The 21,936-nt window shown below is 37.8% G+C and carries 13 protein-coding genes; 3 read left to right on the forward strand and 10 right to left on the reverse strand.

Annotated elements, in window-relative coordinates; translation table 11 throughout:
- Positions 1-18: 18 nt before the first annotated feature.
- From LVD51_RS01835 to LVD51_RS01850, 4 genes are all read right to left on the reverse strand, one after another.
- Positions 19-900 carry a hypothetical protein gene (locus LVD51_RS01835; protein ID WP_236969470.1) on the reverse strand — a complete coding sequence of 294 codons (882 nt, stop codon included), beginning with the start codon at positions 898-900 and terminating at the stop codon, positions 19-21.
- A gap of 38 nt (positions 901-938) precedes the next feature.
- Entirely contained in the window at positions 939-1,823 is an 885-nt protein-coding gene (locus tag LVD51_RS01840; protein WP_236969471.1) for a sugar phosphate isomerase/epimerase family protein, read from the reverse strand.
- 719 nt (positions 1,824-2,542) lie between these two features.
- A complete protein-coding gene (mutS, locus tag LVD51_RS01845) occupies positions 2,543-5,167 on the reverse strand; it encodes a DNA mismatch repair protein MutS (protein WP_236969472.1) in 2,625 nt (874 codons plus the stop codon).
- 2 nt (positions 5,168-5,169) lie between these two features.
- On the reverse strand, positions 5,170-6,012 hold the full coding sequence (locus LVD51_RS01850; protein ID WP_236969473.1) for a class I SAM-dependent methyltransferase: 843 nt from the start codon (positions 6,010-6,012) through the stop codon (positions 5,170-5,172).
- A gap of 1,151 nt (positions 6,013-7,163) precedes the next feature.
- On the opposite strand from LVD51_RS01850, the gene LVD51_RS01855 reads away from it, so the two are divergent.
- Entirely contained in the window at positions 7,164-7,838 is a 675-nt protein-coding gene (locus LVD51_RS01855; RefSeq protein ID WP_236969474.1) for a DUF2461 domain-containing protein, read from the forward strand.
- A 117-nt stretch (positions 7,839-7,955) separates the two neighbouring features.
- Here the strand turns inward: LVD51_RS01855 and purB are convergent, their stop codons facing one another.
- The 4 genes from purB to LVD51_RS01875 form a co-directional block, all read right to left on the reverse strand.
- The gene (gene purB, locus LVD51_RS01860) at positions 7,956-9,296 is read right to left on the reverse strand and encodes an adenylosuccinate lyase (RefSeq protein WP_236969475.1); all 1,341 of its coding nucleotides are present in this window, start codon (positions 9,294-9,296) and stop codon (positions 7,956-7,958) included.
- Complete coding sequence (gene ppk1 / locus LVD51_RS01865; protein WP_236969476.1) at positions 9,277-11,382, reverse strand: polyphosphate kinase 1; 2,106 nt, start codon at positions 11,380-11,382, stop codon at positions 9,277-9,279. The genes purB and ppk1 overlap by 20 nt, the downstream gene beginning before the upstream one ends.
- A gap of 610 nt (positions 11,383-11,992) precedes the next feature.
- Positions 11,993-12,562 (reverse strand): MarC family protein, encoded by a 570-nt coding sequence (locus tag LVD51_RS01870; protein WP_236969477.1) that lies wholly within the window; start codon positions 12,560-12,562, stop codon positions 11,993-11,995.
- 445 nt (positions 12,563-13,007) lie between these two features.
- Positions 13,008-13,442, reverse strand: coding sequence for a cytochrome B (locus LVD51_RS01875; RefSeq protein WP_236969478.1), 435 nt, complete (start codon positions 13,440-13,442; stop codon positions 13,008-13,010).
- 68 nt (positions 13,443-13,510) lie between these two features.
- On the opposite strand from LVD51_RS01875, the gene LVD51_RS01880 reads away from it, so the two are divergent.
- The gene (locus LVD51_RS01880) at positions 13,511-16,438 is read left to right on the forward strand and encodes an FAD-binding and (Fe-S)-binding domain-containing protein (protein ID WP_236969479.1); all 2,928 of its coding nucleotides are present in this window, start codon (positions 13,511-13,513) and stop codon (positions 16,436-16,438) included.
- A gap of 307 nt (positions 16,439-16,745) precedes the next feature.
- On the opposite strand, the gene acs is transcribed toward LVD51_RS01880, so the two are convergent.
- Both acs and LVD51_RS01890 read right to left on the reverse strand, forming a co-directional pair.
- Positions 16,746-18,647: an acetate--CoA ligase gene (gene acs, locus LVD51_RS01885; RefSeq protein WP_236969480.1), complete on the reverse strand. Its 1,902-nt coding sequence runs from the start codon at positions 18,645-18,647 to the stop codon at positions 16,746-16,748.
- 383 nt (positions 18,648-19,030) lie between these two features.
- Complete coding sequence (locus LVD51_RS01890; protein ID WP_236969481.1) at positions 19,031-20,239, reverse strand: pyridoxal phosphate-dependent aminotransferase; 1,209 nt, start codon at positions 20,237-20,239, stop codon at positions 19,031-19,033.
- Positions 20,240-20,367: 128 nt separating this feature from the next.
- Here LVD51_RS01890 and LVD51_RS01895 point away from each other — a divergent pair, with 128 nt between their 5' ends.
- On the forward strand, positions 20,368-21,909 hold the full coding sequence (locus tag LVD51_RS01895) for an acyl-CoA carboxylase subunit beta (RefSeq protein ID WP_236969482.1): 1,542 nt from the start codon (positions 20,368-20,370) through the stop codon (positions 21,907-21,909).
- Positions 21,910-21,936 lie beyond the last annotated feature (27 nt).

The raw sequence follows: 21,936 nt of genomic DNA on the forward strand, positions 1-21,936 counted from the left end.
TGGTATTGCTGGTTTTTATTATTGACCGAGTAACAGAGAGTCTCTGTAATGCTCGTCGTTTACGTGGTTTAATTTCCAATAGGGAGCCAACAGAGTTGCTTTTAATTTCCCAGTAGTGGACAAGCCATCTTTGCCATCGGATTCTTCCCAGCGAAGAATGCGGTAGGGAAACTCTTGATTGTAATAAATTTTAAGTTTGCGATCTAATTCAGGATATTCTATTTGATATAGGACTTCGTCGTCGATTATTTCTTTGGTCAAAACACATTGATAAGCTTTGACCTCCTTGTGTTTCATTCGAAAGAAAAAGAAACTGGGAATTACTTGATGTTCGCCTGTGGGCAATAATTGTGGATTGATTCTAATCAGAGACCAAAAATCATCTTCAAGATAGTTTTTGGGAAGTTTTGTATTTCCTCCCTCACCTTGAAAATAGGAATTTGAAACTACATTGTATTTTGAATTGTTTTTTAATTCCATATAGGTTTGACCACACCACTCTTGGACTGAGGCTGCTATTTTTAGGGAATGTGGAGGACCTTGGATGGGTAGAAATGTGCTGTTCATCATGGAATATGGATATAAGCCAGTATTGAATTTTTTTGTAAAATTGAGTTTTAAAACATTGGTGTAATCATTTTTCTCTGGATGATCTTCTTTTACTTTTTCTTTTGAAGAAAAGGGTTCTGTCACAAATATAAGGACGGCTTCTCCCTTTCTGATTTCACCATACTGAACTTGGTTGAGTTCGAAACTAGAGATTTCCGCTTGATTTTGGTACCAATAGGAGGCAAAGTCAGAATCTGGTTCAGTATGGGGTTGGCTATTGCCAGTACAAGATACCAGCAGAAAGTAAAGAGTAATAAATAGCCATTGATTGGGTTTTGTAATATTTTTCATATCGAGTTGACTTTAAGTGAAGTCATAAAAGATAATCATTATTTATTGGATTTTAAAATCATATTAACTTGTTCAATCATAGCGTGGATCTTATTGGGGGCATGGCCTGGTCCCAGTGTTTCAATTGGAATATAGCCTCGATACTTGCTATTGAGAATGATGGATAAGATTTTATTTAAGTCCGTTTTAACCTCCACCTGATCGATATACATATTTTCTTTGAGTTGCCAGTTGACGGCATAGGGAATGGTTTCAATAATTTGCGGATAGGGTTGGCCTTGTCGATAACTCCCTATATCCAATACCAGCCCTAGCCATGGGGAAGGCAGGGCTTCCATTATTTCAATAACTTGAGCTGAATTTTTTAAAAATTCGTTGTGATTTTGCAGGCCTAAGATGATGCCATGAGATTTGGCGTAATCAATACATTCTCTGAGGTCAGATATCATGTGAACTAAGACTTTTTGTCTTTCTACAGGATCATCTACAGATTTGCCAGCAAATATACGCAGAACAGGTGCGCCCAGTTTTGCCGCTACCTTGATCCATTGTTTGACCAAGTCTATATTGGCTCTTCTTTGTTGAATATCGCTGCTGGTGAAGTCGGTTCGTATACCAGTTCCACTAAAAGCCAACCCCTTGGCAAATGCCGATCTTTTGACTTGAAACAATATGCTGTCATGGGGAGGCAGAGGGTAGGATTTGAAATAATAGCCAGTTAGATCTACGGCGTCAAATCCTTCATCGTGGCAAAATTGTAATAAGTCCTCAATATTCATATGAGAATTGATAAGGTCCTTGTGAAAGGAATATGCATTTAAACTCGTCTTCAGTCTTTGTCTAGATATGTCTTGAGCCTGACTAAATGGTTGTATGATGATGATTAAAATAATGGTAATTGTCAAAGTTTTAATATGTTGCATATGTAGAACAATTCAGTATTAACGATGGGTTGTCGTTGTGAAAATAAGTGATAATATTGAAATCAGTGAATTAAGTTGGTTTTTGGGCAAATAAAGGTTGCAATTCGGTCACACTCGAAACACGAAGGTTACGGCTCCTTCACCGCTATTTTATTATTACTTCAATTATAGTTTATACTTGTCAATTTTAATGTATTGTTGTCACGACACGGAGGTCGTGACTTCTCTCGCCCTGGCTTCCCCACCCACGACACAGAGGTCGTGGTTCCCTGATCAAATGCCTATTTAAGGCATTTGGTTGCCCTAAAGGGCAACTATGCTCAGTCATATTCAGTCGTGTCTCTACGCCGAGACGTAATGCATGGTAAATCGACAGCGGTTACTATGGAATCTCGACATTGTCACTAGACTTCAATTGGGCGATATAATATGTTGTGACTACAATACTGAAAAACCTATATTTATAGATTTCATTTCGTTTAAGAACCATATTTTATCGCTATAAAGAAATTGCCTTGGAGGAATTCAGACTCCCATCCTTTGATTATGTATTCTTTGGTTTCGCGATGAGGCAAGGTGAATAAAAAATACCCATTCATCGAATTGTAGGAGTCATCGATTTCTTTCTCAATAACCATAGATTATTGAGAATAACATACCGACGAAATGAATCAGGTCAAGTTCTACCCCATGACCAAAATATCGATTAATATTCTCAATTAGGAATCTACCATTTCTTTCAATTCCTTTAACTTTAATAAACTTTCAATAGGGGATAAACTGTTGATATCCAATGTTGCTAGAGTTTCTTTGAGTCGCAAAGTTTTCTCATCTACAGCATCAAATATTTTTAATTGTAGTGATGGACTATTGGCTTTTTCAACAATGGGCATTTTGTTTTTCGAATCGTTGGTCAGATTATGGGTTTCCATTTTTTCAAGAATATCTTTTGCTCTTGTAATAATGGGTTGGGGCAGTCCTGCCATTTGTGCCACATGGATACCAAAACTGTGTTCGCTACCACCTAATTGCAATGTCCTTAAAAATATGATTTTTTCGTTAATCTCTTTTGTGGAAACATGGTAGTTTTTGATCCTGCTGTATAGTTGTTCCAATTGGTTTAATTCGTGGTAATGGGTGGCAAACAAGGTTTTGGGGTGGGCCAGGGTATTTTCGTGTAAGTATTCCGAGATGGCCCAGGCTATAGATATCCCGTCATAGGTACTGGTTCCTCTACCTATTTCATCCAAAAGGATTAGAGATCGATTGGAAAGATTGTTGATAATATTGGCGGCTTCAATCATTTCCACCATAAAGGTAGATTCTCCCTTAGACAGATTGTCTGAGGCTCCTACACGGGTAAAAACTTTGTCTAATATACCGATGTCGGCTTTTTCAGCGGGTACAAAGCTCCCCATTTGGGCCATTAGACAGATCAATGCAGTCTGTCTAAGTATGGCTGACTTACCCGACATATTGGGCCCGGTAATCATCATGATTTGCTGTTCGTCGTTGTCCAAATATACATCGTTGGCCACGTAGTGTTCTCCAGGTGGTAACTGATGTTCAATGACTGGATGTCTGCCCTGTTTGATATCGATACTTAAACTGTCGTTGATATTGGGTCTATTGTATTGATTTGACAAACTAATCTGAGCAAAGGAAAGCAGGCAGTCGAGTTGAGCAATCATGTGTGCATTGGTCAATATGGTCTCTATATATTGCTGGAGGTGTAAGACCAATTCTTGATACAACCGTTCTTCAATAACGAGGATATTATCTTCGGCGTGTAATATTTTGTCTTCTATCTCTTTGAGTTCACTGGTAATGTATCGTTCAGCATTGGTTAAAGTTTGTTTTCTAACCCAATGATCGGGAATCAGACCTAAGTTTTTGTACTTATTGGTGACTTCAAGGTAGTATCCAAAAACATTATTAAATCCCAATTTTAGACTGGCAATACCGGTAGCTTCTGCTTCTTTTTCCTGTATGGACAACAAAATGTTTTGATTGTTGGAAATAAGAAATCTCAATTCGTCCAATTCTTCATTGAAACCTGTTGCGATGATATTCCCTTTGTTGACAACTGCTGGTGCATCTTCATTCAACTGTTGATCCAATCGAGTGACGAGGTCAGTGCAGGGATTGAGTTGATCTCTAATTCCTTCTATGAGGTCGGATCCGATATCCTGTAAAAATTCTATGAGAGAAGGAATGGCTTTTAGCGCCAACTTGAGTTGATTGATCTCCCTTGGATTGATTTTGTAAGCTGCTATTCTCGAAGCGAGTCGTTCAAAATCGCCAATTCGCTTAAAAAAATCACTTGCATGATTTCTAAAATTATCTTCGCCACGCAATACGGTTACTGTTTCCAATCGCTTGTCAATTTCGTTGATGTCGGTGAGCGGCAAGGATATCCATCTCTTCATTAACCGAGAACCCATTGGGGATTTACATTTGTCCAAAACGTCTAAAAGAGAAATTCCCGTAGGATGATTGCTAGATAGCAATTCGAGATTGCGCATGGTAAAGCGATCCAGCCATACAGACTGCTCTTTTTGTATGCGTTGGATTTTGAATATGTGACTGGTGTCGTTGTGCTCGGTCGACTCTAGATAATGCAATATGGCTCCTGCTGCCGTTTGGCCCAACCTGTCCTCTTCTACACCGAATCCCTTTAGATTCATGGTTTTGAAGTGATTTAAGAGCTTTTCTCTGGTATAATCCCAATTAAAAACCCAATCTTCTAAACCATAGATATAGTATTCTTCGCCAATCCAGTCCTGGATTTCCTTTTTATTGTCCTTAGAATAGATGATTTCTGAAGGTGAAAATGATTCCAATAATTTGTCGATTAGGAATTGATTGCCTTCGGTCAAATAAAATTCACCGGTAGATATATCCAATAGGGATAGGCCGTATTCATCATTTTCGATGTAGATAGAAGCCAAGAAATTATTGGCGTTATTTTCTAATAATTTATCGTCTACGGCAATTCCCGGAGTGATTAATTCAGTGACTCCTCGCTTGACAATCTTTTTCTCTTTTGATGGCTTTTCCAGTTGTTCACAGATGGCTACCCTAAATCCAGCCCGAATCAATTTGGGCAAATAGAGGTCTAGGGAATGATAGGGAAATCCTGCCAGTTCAATTTTTGCCCCGCCATTGTTTCTATTGGTCAACACTATACCCAATACATTGGCTGTGGTAATGGCATCTTCCCCAAAAGTTTCATAGAAGTCACCCACTCTAAACAATAAGATGGCATCGGGATATTTGGATTTTATCTTTCCGTATTGAGCCATCAAAGGCGTTTTGGTTTTCGATTTGGATTTTGCTGCCAATGTTATTTTTTTTCTGCGATGAACAAAATACTGTTTCCCGATTTTTTAGGAATATAGCTATCTACAACCTGTAAAGTTACAAAGATAGGACTCAAAAGTAATAGGAAAAGTAAGGCAAATATTTTTATTGTGATATGGGAATGGATAAATCCCAGTAAGAGAGCGTTGTATATTTCTCGTCCCAGTCTACCTATAGGGCCGTAATAGTATTGCTTTTCAGTAATGTTGTAGCCATTCTCACCCCAAAAATTTATGAGTTTTTCTAGGTCAAATTCACTGTAATTCTGTTGGCTATTGTCGTAATGTTTAAATTTTTGCTGCCATTTTTTAAACCAAGAACTGGGGCCTATATTTACAATGGGGCTGTATACTACCATTTTTTGTCCCTGGATTTGGACATTAGCTAAGCGGGCAACTAATTTTTCTGGTTGATGAAGGTATTGCAATATGCCGATGAGGTAAATACAATCAAAGGTCATAGATTTGTCCAGATTATAGGTCTCAATATCGGCTACTTTAAGGAAGAGGTTGTCCATGTTTTGGACATTGATATAGGTTTTTAAAAAATCAATGTGGTCAGATCGCAAATCCATACCGTGAAATTGATGAGATTGAAATTTTTTGGCTAGGGGAATTAAGTATTGACCTTCTCCACAACCTATATCTAGGATATTTCCCCGATGTTGGATTTGATTGATTACAGCGTACAATTTTTTAGAAGTAACTCGAGATCGAGTGTATAATATCTTCAATATCCAATAATGGATATGGATATATTTTGGATTTTTATATAAAATGGACGGATATTGATGATTATTAAAAATGGCTTCAATTGAAGTAGGCATAGGTGAAATTATAGCGAGTTACAATCACCAAAATACTCATTCTAGTGTATAATACGAATTACATTTATAATTAACGGTAATCTTTCGATTTATTGTAGAGCCGCAATGCATTGCGGCTTAAATATTGTAGATTAAGACGTAATGCTATACTGGTAGTAGTATCTTAACAAGGAATTCCAGGGCAATCACGCCTCGGCACAGTGGCCTCGGTTCCTTCGTCAAAGGTCGATTTACGACCTTTGGTTGCCATTATGGCAACTTTACTCAATCACGCCGTAGCTACGGCTATGCAGCCCCCCTCCCGAAACGCGGAGGTTTCGGCTCCTTCATCATTGACCGATTTACGGTCTTTCCCTACCCACCCACGACACAGCGGTCGTGGCTCCCTCATCGTAGACCTATTTAAGGTCTACGGTTCTTCGAACTACATTCGGTCGTGAGCTTCATTCAGTCGTAGCCTCGTCAAACGGCCAACCCTCCCGTGAGACTGAGCTCACGGCTCCCTCGCTGAAAGTCGATTTACGACTTTCAATGCTACCCATCCTGCTCAGTTGTCTCGAAATCTTTTCCGTCATTATAAAATGTAATTCGTATAAGTGGGAATTTATTGTCCACTATTTACTGCTTTGTTAGGTCGCTGCTAGGGTGGCCTCTACGTCCTATTCTTTCCACATGGACTGAGGAGAGAAGTTGTTCCGAAATACATTTAATAATTAAGGGGAATCATTCGATTTAATTGAATTTCTACTTCCTTTAAAATATTTAGGCCGTTTGTTATTAATTGAAAATTAAAATCAATTGTCTTTATTTTAGTATTATAAAAAAGTAGAAAAATCTGGAGGTGTTTGAGTGGAGACTAGGGCAATATTTCTGTCAGAACCTGGAAATTGGTCAGTGATGAAGATGACCGAACATAAAGCATGAATGAAAGAATAGCCGCTACGCTATTTGTGTCCTTTGTGCTAATCTCTGTATCCCCTTTGCTAATCTCTGTATCTCCTGTGCAAATCTCTGTGTCCTCAGTGATGAACAGCTCTGAATATGGAATTAAATACCTAATGGACAATATCCTTTATATGAAGAATTGGTAGAATTTATGAATATAATATATTATTGATTTATATTGAGTTAAATCTAAAAATGGTAAAACAATGAATTCTACCTTACAAACCTCTACTTTAGAGTTTTTACAAGACTTATCGATGAACAACAATCGAGAGTGGTTTCAAGCCAATAAATCTCAATACGAAGTAGCCTTGGATAATTTTAAATCATTTGTCAAATCTGTGGAGTTGGCATTGCAGGAGAAAGATGTAATCGAAAAGACAAAAGTTTTTCGCATATACAGGGATGTTCGCTTTAGTAAGGACAAGACTCCATATAAAACTAATTTTTCTGCAGGATTTACACGTGCGGGTAAACATCGTAGGGGTGGATACTATTTGATGTTGGAACCCGGGCAGTTCCATGTAGCGGGGGGATTTTGGAATCCCGAGTCCAAGGATTTGCAATATATAAGAGAAGGCATAGCTAGAGATGCAGAAGATTTGAAGGCAGCCATCAATGACGAAAACTTTGTAAAGCGATTTTCCTCATTAGCAGGGGATGAGTTGAAATCTTCACCTCGAGGGTATTCCAAAGATCATCCCGAAGTGAATCTATTGCGAAAGAAACAGTTTTTAGTCAGTCAAAATTTTACAATAGCCGATTCAATCCAGCCAGACTTCAAAAATGAGGTAGTCGATTGTTTTATCTCTATGATCCCGATGTTTGATGCCATACGAGATATGTTGTTGTACGACGGCAATGGGGAGGAGCGCATGTAGAATAATACCTCCAAATGTAGATTTAACAATTCTCCATTACTCAAACCTAGCCTCTATTTGAATAGGACAATTTTTGAATTTATAGAATTCGGTCGGTTTAATTTTACCCTAGAATTGCTAGTATCCAGTATATGTAAAAGGAGATATTTTCATCATCTCGGCCTTAATATCTTCCGAGACGTCGAGATCTTGAATAAAGGTCTTAATGGTCTCCTCTGTGATAGCAGTACCTGTTCGGGTAAGGGCTTTTAAGGTCTCATATGGATTGGGGTATTTTTCACGACGCAAAATATTTTGAATTGCTTCTGCCACAACCGCCCAATTGTTTGCCAAATCTTTTTCAATAGCTGTTGGGTTGAGGACGACTTTGTTCAATCCCTTTTGCAAGGATAGGATGGCGATTACGGTGTGTGCGATTGGAACGCCAATATTTCGAGTTACCGTACTATCGGTCAAATCTCTTTGCAGTCGAGAAATGGGCAATTTGCCGGCCAAAAAATTAAATATGGCATTGGCGTAACCTAAATTCCCTTCTGCGTTTTCGTAATCGATAGGATTTACCTTATGGGGCATAGCTGAAGAACCCACTTCTCCCGCTATTATTTTTTGTTTAAAATAATCCGTGGAGATATACTGCCACATATCTCTGGCTAAGTCGATCAATATGGTGTTGAATCGAGCAATGGCCTGAAAAAGTGCAGCCATTTCATCATAGTTTTCTATTTGGGTAGTCCAGGTTTGTCTTTCTATGCCCAATTTGTCCACTAGAAATTGATTTGAAAACTCAATCCAGTCGATATCGGGGAAAGTTACCTTATGGGCGTTTAAGTTACCCGTGGCACCTCCAAATTTCCCAGAAATAGTAGTCTCTTTAATTGCCGACAATTGTCGATTTAATCGATAGACAAAGACTTGAATCTCTTTTCCGAGTTTGGTTGGGGAAGCGGGTTGACCATGGGTTCTCGCCAACATGGGAACACTGGCCCATTCACTGGCCAAAGCTTCGATTTGAGTGATTAAAGATTCCATCATCGGAATAACTTCTCGATTCATGGCGCCTTGCAACATTAAAGGAATCGCTGTATTGTTGATGTCTTGTGAAGTCAGACCAAAATGAATATATTCTTTCCAATCTTCCCAGCCTTGTTGGTCAAATTTTGATTTAATCCAATATTCAACGGCTTTTACATCGTGATTCGTCGTTCTTTCAATGTCCTTAATCATGGAAGCTTGCTCGAGGTCAAAATCGTCTAACCAAGATAAGATTACCTTTTTATCTGCTTCATTAAAGGACTCCAATCCGGGCAAAGGAATTTCACTTAAAGCGATAAAATATTTCAATTCTACCTCTACTCTATATTTAATCAAGGCATATTCTGAAAAATAACCTTGTAGCACTTCTGTTTTACTGCCATATCTGCCATCAATAGGGGATATGTTAATTAGATTGTTCGTCATTCTCTACTTCTATTTCTTTTAAATATTCTTCTTCCTGTCTCTTGAAATAATAATATGTTTCAATTTGACTTTGAATTCGGACATCATTATCGCGGCGAATGTAAGAATTTGTAGCCGCTTCATCAATTTTTCTGGCCTTAACATTGTCTTTCCACTGCAATTCCATAATATCGTTTATAGAATTGAATACATTTTCATCGTAAATGGGGATGGCGGTTTCAATTCTATAATTTAAATTTCTAGTCATCCAATCCGCCGATGAGAAATAGAGTTTGGGTTGACCGTTGTTGTGAAATCTGAATATCCTAGCATGTTCTAGGTATCGATCTATTATACTGATAATCTCGATGTTCTCACTTAAATTCGGTCGACCGGGGATGATACAGCATATGCCTCGGACGATGATTTTTACTTTTACTCCCGCTTGGGAAGCTTGATAGAGGAGGTCAATCATTTCCTCATCTTGAATGCTATTTATTTTAATAAATATTTCTGCGGGTAGATCATTTAGGGCATTGGCGATTTCCACTCGAATAAGATCAATTAGTGTTGATTTTAAATTAAACTGACCTACCAATATATGCTTGAAAGAGCGATTGGGCAATTGAACGGTTTCTAAGATGGAAAATAGGCGAGAAATTTCTTGACATAAATCGTCGTGAACGGTAAAAAGGCCAAAATCACTGTATATTTCAGCAGTGTCTTCGTTGAAATTCCCCGTACTGAGATAAGTATATAATTTGGCGGTATTGCCTTCGATTCGTCTAATCAAAGCACTTTTGGAATGCACTTTTAAACCGGGAAAACTGTAGTGAACTTTTACCCCGGATTGTTCCAATTTCGCAGCCCAATTGAGATTGGCTTCTTCATCAAATCGCGCTTTTACTTCAACGAAAGCCGTTACATTTTTACCGGCCTTGGCTGCTCGCATCAAAGCATTCATGATTCTACTTTCTTTGGCGACTCGATATTGAATGATCTTAATGTGGGTCACATTGGGATCTTCAGCCGCTTCTTCAAACATTCGGATAACAGATTCGTATTCGTGAAATGGGAACATCAAAAGATGGTCTCTTTCTTTTATCGTTTCAAAAATATCTTCAGTGTTTTCAAGTGGGCTATAGACCAAGGGTTGAAGTGGCTTTTGCTGAAGATGAGTTTTTCCAAAATGAGGAAATTTAAAATAGTCAAAATTGTTGTGATACCGCCCTTCTGGAATCAGGTCGAGATCTTCAATTTCCAAGACCGATTGAAGATATTTAACCAGTCGTTTGGGCATTTCCCGATCGTAGACCAATCTCGATGCCGGACCTATATTTCGTTTGGTTAAACTGTCTTTTATTTTTTGAACAAGATCACCAGAAAATTCATCGTCTATATATAATTCTGCATCTCTTGTCAACTTTATTGAGTAAGTATCTATAATATCGTAACCCGGAAACAACCATGATATACTGTGTCGAACGACATCGTCCAAAAGGATTAAATCTTCAGTCCCTTTGTCTGAGGGCAGTTGAATAAATCTATCAATGTGATCAGAGGGGATTTTTACAATTCCATACTGATATTTGCCGAGTTCTTTGGATTTCATTTTTTCAATCATATCCACGACTAAGTAGAGCTCGGCATTGTTGAGGAAAGGTCTCACCTTGTCTTTGACCAATAGTACGGGTTGGACATAGGGCAGTAAAAACTGATGAAAATAATCTTCTACATATTTTCTTTGAGATGCGCTTAGGTCTAGACGTCGCAATAGACGAATTCCCTCTTTTTCTAAATGGGGAACGATTTCTTCGTCAAAGATGCGACTTACCTCTATTTGTTGGGTCTTGACAATATGGAGCATCTCTTCCAAAATATCTTTGGTTTCTAGATGAAGCTCTTTTTTTTCTTTTTTTCCAAGTCTTAGTAAATTCCTATGTTGTGACACTCTCACTGCAAAATACTCACCTAAATTAGAGGAGTAGATGGCTAAAAATTTTATTCGTTCGAATAAGGGATTAAGGTGGTCTTTCGCCTCCTGTAATACGCGCGCATTAAACGATAACCAACTAATATCTCTATTTATTATCTCTGTTTCCTTCATATAGACGGGTTGTTTTTAAAAGAAAAATATAAATACAAAAAATTTCTAAATTAAATTACTCTTTTGCTGATTTTGAAAATATTTTTTTGTTTGATTTTACATTAAAATAAGCCATGAAGAAATCTGATTCTGATTGATTTTTAAATTTTACTGTATTAAGTTATTGTTTGATTTGCGTTAATTTGGTGTATGGGTATTTATTAGTCGTGTTTTAGAATTTTATTCCATGGTTTAGACAGTGCATTGAATGAGTTGTTCTTATATTCCCGCCGTGGAATATTTCTAGTATTGTTTATTTCGGGAAATTTTTAGAAAGTTTCGTTTTCGTTGTAGTAGAAGATTATAGAGAATGGATGGTTGTGAGACTTAATGTCAAAAGTCCATTGTGGAATGAAATCAATTACAACCAAGCTATAAAGTTGATCAAAGTCTGGGTTGGGGATAGGACATAGTTGCTCCTCATGACCATGTAAATGGCAGTATGATTATTCATAGACAAAGTATTCCAGTGTCTATGATTACAAGATGATTTTTTGTTTTTATACAATAAACTACGCAGCCCGTATCCAGTCAACAGAGCTGAATTCTAAAAATCCAGATTGATCAGTGATTAACCGTAGATGTTTTCTTTGAAAAGACGGATGGAAATAGCCAATAATATAATGCCAAAAACTTTACGCAATACTTCAGCTCCACTATTTCCCAGTTTTCTTTCGATAAAATCTGAAAAATGAAGGACTAAAAATACCAATAGAATATTGATAATAATGCCTAAGAATATATTGATATTATTGAATTCAGATTTCAGAGATAAGATGGTGGTTAATGTACCTGCACCTGCGATTAAAGGAAATGCAATGGGAACGATGCTGCTGCTTTTGCTATCGGGTTCTTCTCGGAAAAGATGAATTCCCAATATCATTTCTATACCGATGAGAAAAATAATAATGGATCCAGCTACTGCAAATGAAGCAAGGTCTACGTGAAAAAGTTTAAGAATTTCTTCGCCCGCATACAAAAACAATATCATTATCAAACAAGCGGCGATACTCGCCTTCTTGGATTCGATTTTAATACCTTTTTTCTTCATCGAAATAATGATGGGAATGGATCCCAAGATGTCGATTACTGAAAACAAAACCAGGCTTACCGATATAATATCCCTAGTGATTACTTCCATTATTGAAATTTTCTGCAAATTTGAATACTTCAAACGAGATCACAAAGACTTTGTATATATTTTTTAAAATTATTTTTTACTTATTAATTGTTGTGATTTTTTAGTTAAAAAATCAAGGTATTTAGTTATTGTTTGGTTAGAGATTGTCCTAGCGTCGAAATAGTGATAGTATAATAAGAACCCTAGACATTCCCTTGCTCCCTATTTTAAGAGACCATAAGAAAAATGAATCAAGAGTATAACAGGACATTCCATACCGTATAGGGGATAATATGGGTAAAGGGCATTTATGATTTATGGTCTTATTAATTATTTGACCTATTTCTAAATCTATTATTTTGCAGATACAACAATATACTTACGCAATATATTATTCACTACTCTAAATAATTCTAGACAAAGATTTAGTAATATCGACAATGTAGACTGAAGTGTGGAGTAATTTTTAGAACCACTGACCACCTAAATCTCTAAAAGGCCAAGGAATGCTAATAAGAATGAGGATAAGGGCAACCAAATAAAAATTAAAAGAAATATTAAAAGGTTTGGTGGCTCTCTTAGATTTAGAGTAACCAATATTGATTAAGGCTACCGCAATAAACATCATTAATGCATGTTCAACGGTGAAAAATCGAATAATATCATTGCTCATAGTATTGGCTCCGAATTGTACTTTTTCACTAATAAAATAAAGTATCAATCCTACTAAAAATTGTAAATTTGTAAGGATAAAAGTAATGAGGACTGCTTTAGTCTCACCGATATTTCCAAATTTACCTCTTTTTGCAAAAGTTTGTGATATAGCTATGAAAAGAGCAATTAATACTAACCATCTAAGGCCTGAGTGAGCATGAGTCAAAATATTGTAAAAAGCGTCCATTATTTTTTTTAAATTAGTTTTTAATAGTGTAAAGTTACATTAAAACTTTACCAAAACGAAGAGAACAGATGAAAATAAAACAGAGTATTATAGGAGAATTCACCAATGGAATTATTGGTGAAATACGGGTCGATGATTTACATCAAACCTTGTATTCTACAGATGCTTCTATATATAAGGAAAAACCCATTGGTGTGGTCTATCCTAAAAATCATGAAGATGTACAACAAATTGTACGTATAGCCAATAATCACGGAGTTCCATTAATACCCAGAGCGGCGGGGACTTCTTTGGCAGGTCAATGTGTAGGGGGAGGATTGGTAGTGGATATCTCTTTGCATATGAATAAAGTTATTGCTTTTAACCAAGAAGAAAAATGGATAAAAGTGCAACCAGGAGTGATAAGAGATGAATTAAATAATTATCTCAAACCCTTTGGTTTGTTTTTTGGTCCCAATACCTCTACAGCCAACCGATGTATGATCGGAGGTATGGTCGGCAATAATTCTTGTGGTTCTACTTCTATTGAGTTTGGCAATACCAGAGACCATGTTATTGGATTGGACGTGGTCTTGTCCGATGGAAGTACAATGGAGGTGAAACCCATTGATGAGGTAGATGAATATATTGCTGGAATTGAAAATCCACTCGAAAAAAAGGTCTATGAATATTTTATAGAATTACTTTCTCAGAACGAAGTACGGGACATGGTGTTGTCCTCTTATCCCCATCAGGAAATCAAGCGTAGAAATCAAGGCTATGCCTTAGATGCTTTATTGAATATGGTGCCTTTTGAGTCCAATAATGGTCAATCTTTTAATCTCAGTAAAATACTTTGTGGATCAGAAGGTACACTGGCTTTTACTACGGCCATCACTCTTAATTTAGTAGATCTTCCTTCTGAACATGTAGCCGTCTTGTGCGGACATTATTCTTCCATAGCAGAGTCAATGAAAGCTACATTAGTAGCGATGAAACATCAGCCTTCGAAGTGTGAATTAATGGATAAAACTGTTCTCGATTGTGCGAGAACGAATCCCGATCAACTCAAAAATATGTTTTTTGTTGTCGATGATCCCCAAGCTATTTTGACTGTTGAATTTAGGGGCAGTACTATAGAAGAAGCCAAGCAAAAAGCAGACCTTTTGGCCACTGATCTTCAAAATCAGCAATTGGGTTTTGCCAATCCCATTGTCTTGGGGAAACAAACCGATCAAATATGGGAATTGCGATCGGCTGGATTAGGGGTATTGTCCAATGTGAAAGGAGATGCCAAACCTTTGGCTTGTATTGAAGATACTGCGGTGAGAATCGAAGATTTACCAGAATATATAGCTGAGTTTGAAGAGATATGTCTACAGCATCATCAAAAAGCTGTTTTTTATGCTCACGCTGGAGCGGGAGAATTGCATTTGCGTCCCATCCTAAATCTTAAAGATCCCAAAGATGTGAAAGGGTTGCGAGCCATTAGTGAAGCCAGTGCCCGATTGGTGAAAAAATATAATGGGGTTTTGAGTGGAGAGCATGGAGATGGTCGTCTTCGTGGTGAATTTTTGCCCTTTATGGTAGGAGAGAAAGTATATGATATATGGAAAGATATTAAGAATCTTTGGGATCCCAATAATATATTTAATCCTGGAAAAATAGTCAATAGTCCTCCCATGGATGAGGACTTGAGATATACGGTCAACGAGGCAGATTGGTCAACTGATACGGTATTTGATTATTCGGAAAGTGGTGGAATGATGCGTGCTATTGAAAAATGTAATGGTACAGGAGATTGCCGGCGAATTGCTGAGTCTGGGGGGACAATGTGTCCGAGCTATATGGCTACTCGTCAGGAAAAGGATACCACTAGAGGACGAGCCAATGTAATGAGAGAGTATATGAAGGGCAATGGCAAGGAGACAAGTTTTAACAGTCCTGAAGTGATGGAAGTGCTGGATCTATGTCTTTCTTGTAAAGGGTGTAGAGCAGAGTGTCCTTCCAATGTGGATATGGCAAGGCTAAAGGCGGAGTACAGCCATAAATACTATAAAAATAATCCAAGAAAATATAGAGATTATTTGGTGCTTAATTTCTATTCCATGTACGGATGGGCTTCTATTTGGCCTGCTTTTTCCAATTTTATTATTAAAAATTTTGGAAAGACTATTAAATCGTTGGCTGGGTTTGCTCCTGAGCGATCACTTCCCCTGGTCGCTAAAACTTCATGGAAAAAGTGGCTACAGAAAAATCCAAGTACAATTCAACCTCATCAAAAAAAGGCAGTATATCTCTTTGTCGATGAATTTGTTGATCGCAATGAAGCCGAATTGGGAATAGTAACCACTAAATTGTTGCGTAAATTGGGGTATGATGTGCGTTTTCAATCACATGGTGAAAGTGGTAGAGCTGCATTTTCAAAAGGATTTTTGGACAAAGCGGTAGAGATGGCCACATCCAATATCCAAACCTTCGGTCCTTTGATTCACGAGGACGCGGTATTGATTGGTGTTGAGCCTTCAGCTGTACTCAGTTTTAGAGATGAATATCCAGATGTGGTTCAAGGAGAGTTGAAAACCATGGCCAATAAGATAAAACCATTTGTATTTACCATTGAAGAATTTTTGTGGACAGAATTTGAAACTGGAAATATCAGTAGTAGTGATTTCGATGATGTACAAAGATGGGTAAAATTGCATTTACACTGTCATTACAAATCTTTAGGAGATAAGACAGCGCCCCAAAGTATCTTGTCAATACCTTCCGGTCACCATATTGAATATATTCAGTCTGGTTGTTGTGGCATGGCAGGGTCATTTGGTTTTGAAGAAGAGCATTTTGAGTTGTCAACCTCAGTTGGAGAATTGGTGCTATTTCCTCAGGTTCGCAATGCCAGTGAACAATATCTAATTGCGGCTCAAGGAGTGAGTTGTAGACATCAAATAAAAGACGGTACCAATCGAACGGCCCTACATCCCGTGGAAATCCTCTATATGGCTTTGAAAAAATAATGATAGAGTCGGACATTATTTAATCTTTTGATTGAAGATGATGGAATGCAATTGCTCGTTAAAGCAAAGGTCTTTCTATAATCGATTGTTATTAAATGCATTGGGTATAGAATACATCTTTAAACAGGACTACGTCATGAGCTGACATATATTGCACTAACAGGAATGCTTATATTGTGTCTGACGAGACTGTACTGTAGTCGTAAGCGGATTGTCAATTCGACTTGATTGAGTTTAATAATACACCAATTGAATTCATTGGGCATGAAATAAAAAAAGGTGGCTTGGATAAGCCACCTTTTACTGATTATTTTTTAATCATCGGTGATTTTTCTATAATCTCTTCCACAATATCGGGATTGAGAAGGGTTGAAGTATCTCCTAGAGTGGATATGTCTCCACTGGCAATTTTTCTCAGTATCCGACGCATAATTTTACCACTTCTGGTTTTAGGTAGGCCTGATACCACTTGAATAATATCGGGTTTGGCGATGGGGCCTATTTCTTTGCGAACAGTCTCATTTACTTCATCGATAAAAGCCTGTTCACTTTCAATATGACGGTCTGGGATTATGTAAGCATAGATTCCCTGACCTTTGATATCGTGAGGATAACCGACTACTGCTGATTCAACCACCCAAGGATGTTCATTGATGGCATTCTCAACTTCTGCGGTACCCATTCTATGTCCAGATACATTGATTACGTCATCTACACGACCAATGATTCTGTATCGACCCTGTGTATCGCGCTTGGCTCCATCCCCTGTGAAATAATATCCCTTGAATGTGGAGAAATAGGTTTGCTTTAATCTTTCGTGATCTCCATAAAGTGTTCTTACAATAGACGGCCAAGGGAATTTTATGCAAAGTAAGCCTTCGACATTGTTCTCCTTAATTTCGTTGCCGTCTTTGTCCAACAATATAGGTTGAATTCCCGGTAGGGGATAGGTTGCATAAGTAGGTCTAATGTCGGTGACATTGGGGATAGGGGATATCATGATACCTCCGGTTTCCGTTTGCCACCAAGTGTCCACGATAGGACATTTATTTTTACCGATATAAGTATTGTACCATCTCCATGCTTCTTCATTAATCGGTTCACCTACTGAACCAATTACTTTTAATGAGTTCAGTGAATATCTCGCCACTGGTTCCAATCCTTTACTCATCAAGGATCGAATCGCTGTAGGAGCGGTATAGAATTGATTGACTTTGTATTTGTCGCAGATGGCCCAGAATCGTCCTGCATCTGGCCATGTCGGAATGCCTTCAAACATCAATGTGGTCGCTCCAGCCAACAATGGACCATATACTATATAGGAGTGTCCAGTAATCCAACCAATATCGGCGGTACACCAGTAAATGTCGTCGGCTTCATATTGGAATACATTGGTGAAGCTGTAGTGAGAATACACCATATAGCCACCACAGGTGTGTACTACCCCTTTGGGCTTGCCTGTACTTCCCGAAGTATATAGAATAAACAACATATCTTCTGATTCCATCTCTTCGGCAGGACAGTCGGTGCTGGCATTTTCCATTTCTTCATGCCACCAAACATCTCGCTGAGCTGTCATGCTGACGTATTGCTCCGTTCTTTTAAATACTATGATTTTTTCTACGCAGTCACATTTGCTGACGGCTTCATCTACAATGCCTTTAATTGGAATCTCTTTTTGACCTCTAAAAGCTCCGTCAGTAGTTACAATCAATTTGCACTTGGCATCGTCAATTCTATCGGCTAAAGATTGTGCAGAGAAACCAGCAAAAACAACAGAATGAACTGCCCCTATTCTGGCACAAGCCAAAACGGCCACAGCCAACTGAGGAACCATAGGCATATATAGACATACGCGATCTCCCTTGACCACGCCGTGTTTTTTTAATACATTGGCAAAACTACATACTTCATTGTATAATTCTTGGTAAGTCCATGTAAGCCCATCGTCGTTGGGGTCGTTGGGTTCCCAAATAATCGCTTTTTTGTTAGGATGAGTTTTTACGTGTCGATCCAAACAGTTTTCGGTAATGTTTAAACTTCCACCTTCAAACCATTTAATACTGGGTGTTTCGAAATCCCAATCCAAGACTTTTTTATATGGTTTTTTCCATATAAATTGGTCCGCAATCTCACCCCAGAATTTTTCTGGATCCTCTACACTTTTTTGGTAATTATTTTGATAATCATCCCAATTCCTGATTTGCATTTTACTCGCTTATTTAGTATTTGTAAATTATTTATTCTAATATTCATCTAATTAAGCAATTAAATTCTACAATATATTTTTTATAACCAAAATTTAACCCTTATAATTTTTATAATTATTTGTAAATAATTTCTTTTTCATTGGGTATTAATAAGATGTGAATAATATTAGATTTGTTAAAAAAAGTATTAATTTTTACAAATTGTAAATTGAAAGGCAAACTTTCGTTTTGCAATAATTTTGCTCTAATTCAATTTGGCGAATAATATTATTGTGGTATTGGTGTTGATGGGGTTATTGTTTTAAATAATCTTTGGGGCAAAAAAATATCCCTTGATCGCAATGGGCCAAGGGATATTTTGAAGTAATTTTTATGTTATTTACTAGCTTAGTTTGGCTAGGGCTGTTTGAATTCTACTCAAAGCTTCTATTAATTCTTCTTCAGCCGCTGCATAAGATATTCTTACACAATCATTGTTTCCAAAAGCAGAACCAGATACTATGGCAACGTGAGCTGTCATTAGAATATATTCTGCAAAGTCATCTGCATTTTCAATGGTTTGACTGCCGTCAGATTTTCCGAAATAAGCACTTACATCTGGGAAAATATAGAAAGCCCCAGTTGGATTTGGAACTTTAATATTGGGTATATTCTTAAGCTTTTCAATAACCAAAGCTTTTCTTTTCTCAAACTTTTTGACCATCTCTTGTCTTTCAGTCGATTCTTGATTAAGGGCAGCTACTGCTGCATACTGACTGAATGAATTGGCTCCACTGGTGATTTGACCTTGGATTTTTCCGCAGGCACTGGCCAACCATTGTGGTCCACCGATGTAACCCAATCTCCATCCCGTCATGGCATATCCTTTAGAAAAACCATTAACCGTTACGGTTCGATCAATCATCCCTTCCAAACTGCCAATACTTACGTGTGGTTCTCCAAAATTGATATATTCGTAGATCTCATCAGAAATAATGATGATGTTGGGATACTTTCTCAATACTTCTGCCAGTCCTTCCAATTCTTCTCTGCTGTATACACTTCCTGTAGGATTACAAGGAGATGAGAATATTACAATCTCTGTATTGGGGGTAATGGCGGCTTCCAATTGGGCTGGAGTTACCTTGAAATCTTGGTCGATGGGTGCATCTATCAATATAGGATTGGCTCCACATAATTTAATGATTTCATAGTAAGATACCCAATACGGAGTAAATACCAAAGCGTCATCACCTTCATTTAGAAGAGAAAGACATACATTGGCTATTGATTGCTTAGCACCATTGGATACTACAATCTGTGAAGGTTTGTATTCGAGTTGATTATCTCTTTTAAACTTATTGACGATGGCTTCTCTCAGTTCCATAATACCTGGGACTGGAGTGTATTTAGTTTTTCCATCTCTCAATGCTTGAATAGCAGATTCTTTTATGAAATCTGGAGTATCAAAGTCAGGTTCACCAAGACTCAACGCAATGACTTGATGTCCTTGAGCCTTTAGGTCTCTTGCCTTTTGCGCCATTTTAATAGTCGCAGATTCATTCATATTTTTCACTCTATGCGAGATCATATCATCAAAGGACTTTTTCATGTATGTACAATTATTTTTTTATTAAATGCTGGCACAAAATAAGTGAAAATAATTGAGCTAATTACCATAGAGATAGATGGCTTTCTAAATATTTCTCTTATTTTTTACAAAAATTAAAATTCAACGCGATGTCAAAGATAATTAAGCGATGGCAGGATGCTATCAAAGCTGCTAAAATGGGAGGAGGAATCAAGAGGATTGAAGCCCAACACGAGAAAGGAAAAATGACAGCTAGAGAGAGGATATCGTATTTTTTAGATCCCGGAAGTTTTCACGAATTAGACCAATTGGTCGTTCATCGGATTTCGGATTTTGGTATGGAAGATAAGAGGATTACCGGAGATGGAGTAGTAACGGGAAGTGGACAAGTCAATGGTCAATTTGTCTATGTATTTGCTCAAGACTTTACGGTTTTTGGTGGAACCTTATCAGAAACCAATGCACAGAAAATATGCAAGGTCATGGATTTGGCTCTTCAAAATAAAAAGCCCATTATCGGTCTCAACGATAGTGGAGGAGCTCGAATTCAAGAAGGTGTGGCCTCTCTAGGTGGTTATGCTGATATATTTTATCGCAATGTTCAATGTTCGGGAGTGATTCCTCAAATTTCAGCCATCATGGGGCCATGTGCAGGGGGAGCTGTATATTCACCGGCTATGACTGATATGATATTTATGGTGGAAGATACTTCCTACATGTTTCTGACTGGACCTGAAGTAGTGAAGACAGTAACCAATGAAGAGGTGAGTACCGATGACTTAGGGGGCGCTAAAACTCATGCGAGTAAAACAGGAATAGCTCACCATATAGCCAAATCTGATGCAGACTGTTTAGACGACATCAGGCATGTATTGACCTATCTTCCAGCCAATAATGAGAGCAAGGTTGAAGATCTTCCCTATACTTTAAACGAGGAGGTTCGTCCTGTCTTGAATGACATAATTCCGGAATCCCCCAATTTGCCCTACGATATGCACACCGTCATTGAAGCAATATTAGATCATGATAGTTTTTTTGAGTTACAGGCCGATTACGGTGGAAATATATTGGTGGGTTTTGGTAGAATCGCGGGAATGAGTGTAGGTATAGTTGCCAATCAACCCGCCAACCTCGCTGGTGTCTTAGATGTTGATGCCTCCAAAAAAGGAGGACGATTTGTTCGTTTTTGCGATGCTTTCAATATCCCTTTAGTGGTACTGGAAGATGTACCTGGATTTTTGCCTGGAACTGACCAAGAATGGAAGGGAATCATTACAGAGGGGGCTAAATTGTTGTACGCTTTTAGTGAAGCTACTGTACCTAGAATAACCATTATAACCCGCAAAGCCTATGGAGGTGCTTATTGTGTAATGAATTCAAAACATATTGGAGCCGATTTCAATTTTGCATGGCCTAGTGCGGAAGTGGCAGTAATGGGAGCTAAGGGAGCTGCAAAAATTATTTTTAGAAATGATATTGCCTCTAGTGATGATGCCGAAAAAATGGCAGAAGAAAAAGAAGAATTGTATAACGATTTGTTTGCCAATCCTTTCAAAGCTGCTGAATTGGGATACATAGATGGAGTGATTCAGCCCAGCGATACTAGAAGGGTAATTATTAGGTGTTTAAAGGAACTCAAGGATAAAGCCGTGTTGAGACCTGTGCGTAAGCACGGTAATATTCCGTTGTAAATATTTGGTTTTTAGGTTTTTGAATGG

The sequence above is a fragment of the Membranihabitans marinus genome (assembly GCF_021729155.1).
Taxonomy (GTDB): Bacteria; Bacteroidota; Bacteroidia; order Chitinophagales; family Saprospiraceae; genus Membranihabitans; species Membranihabitans marinus.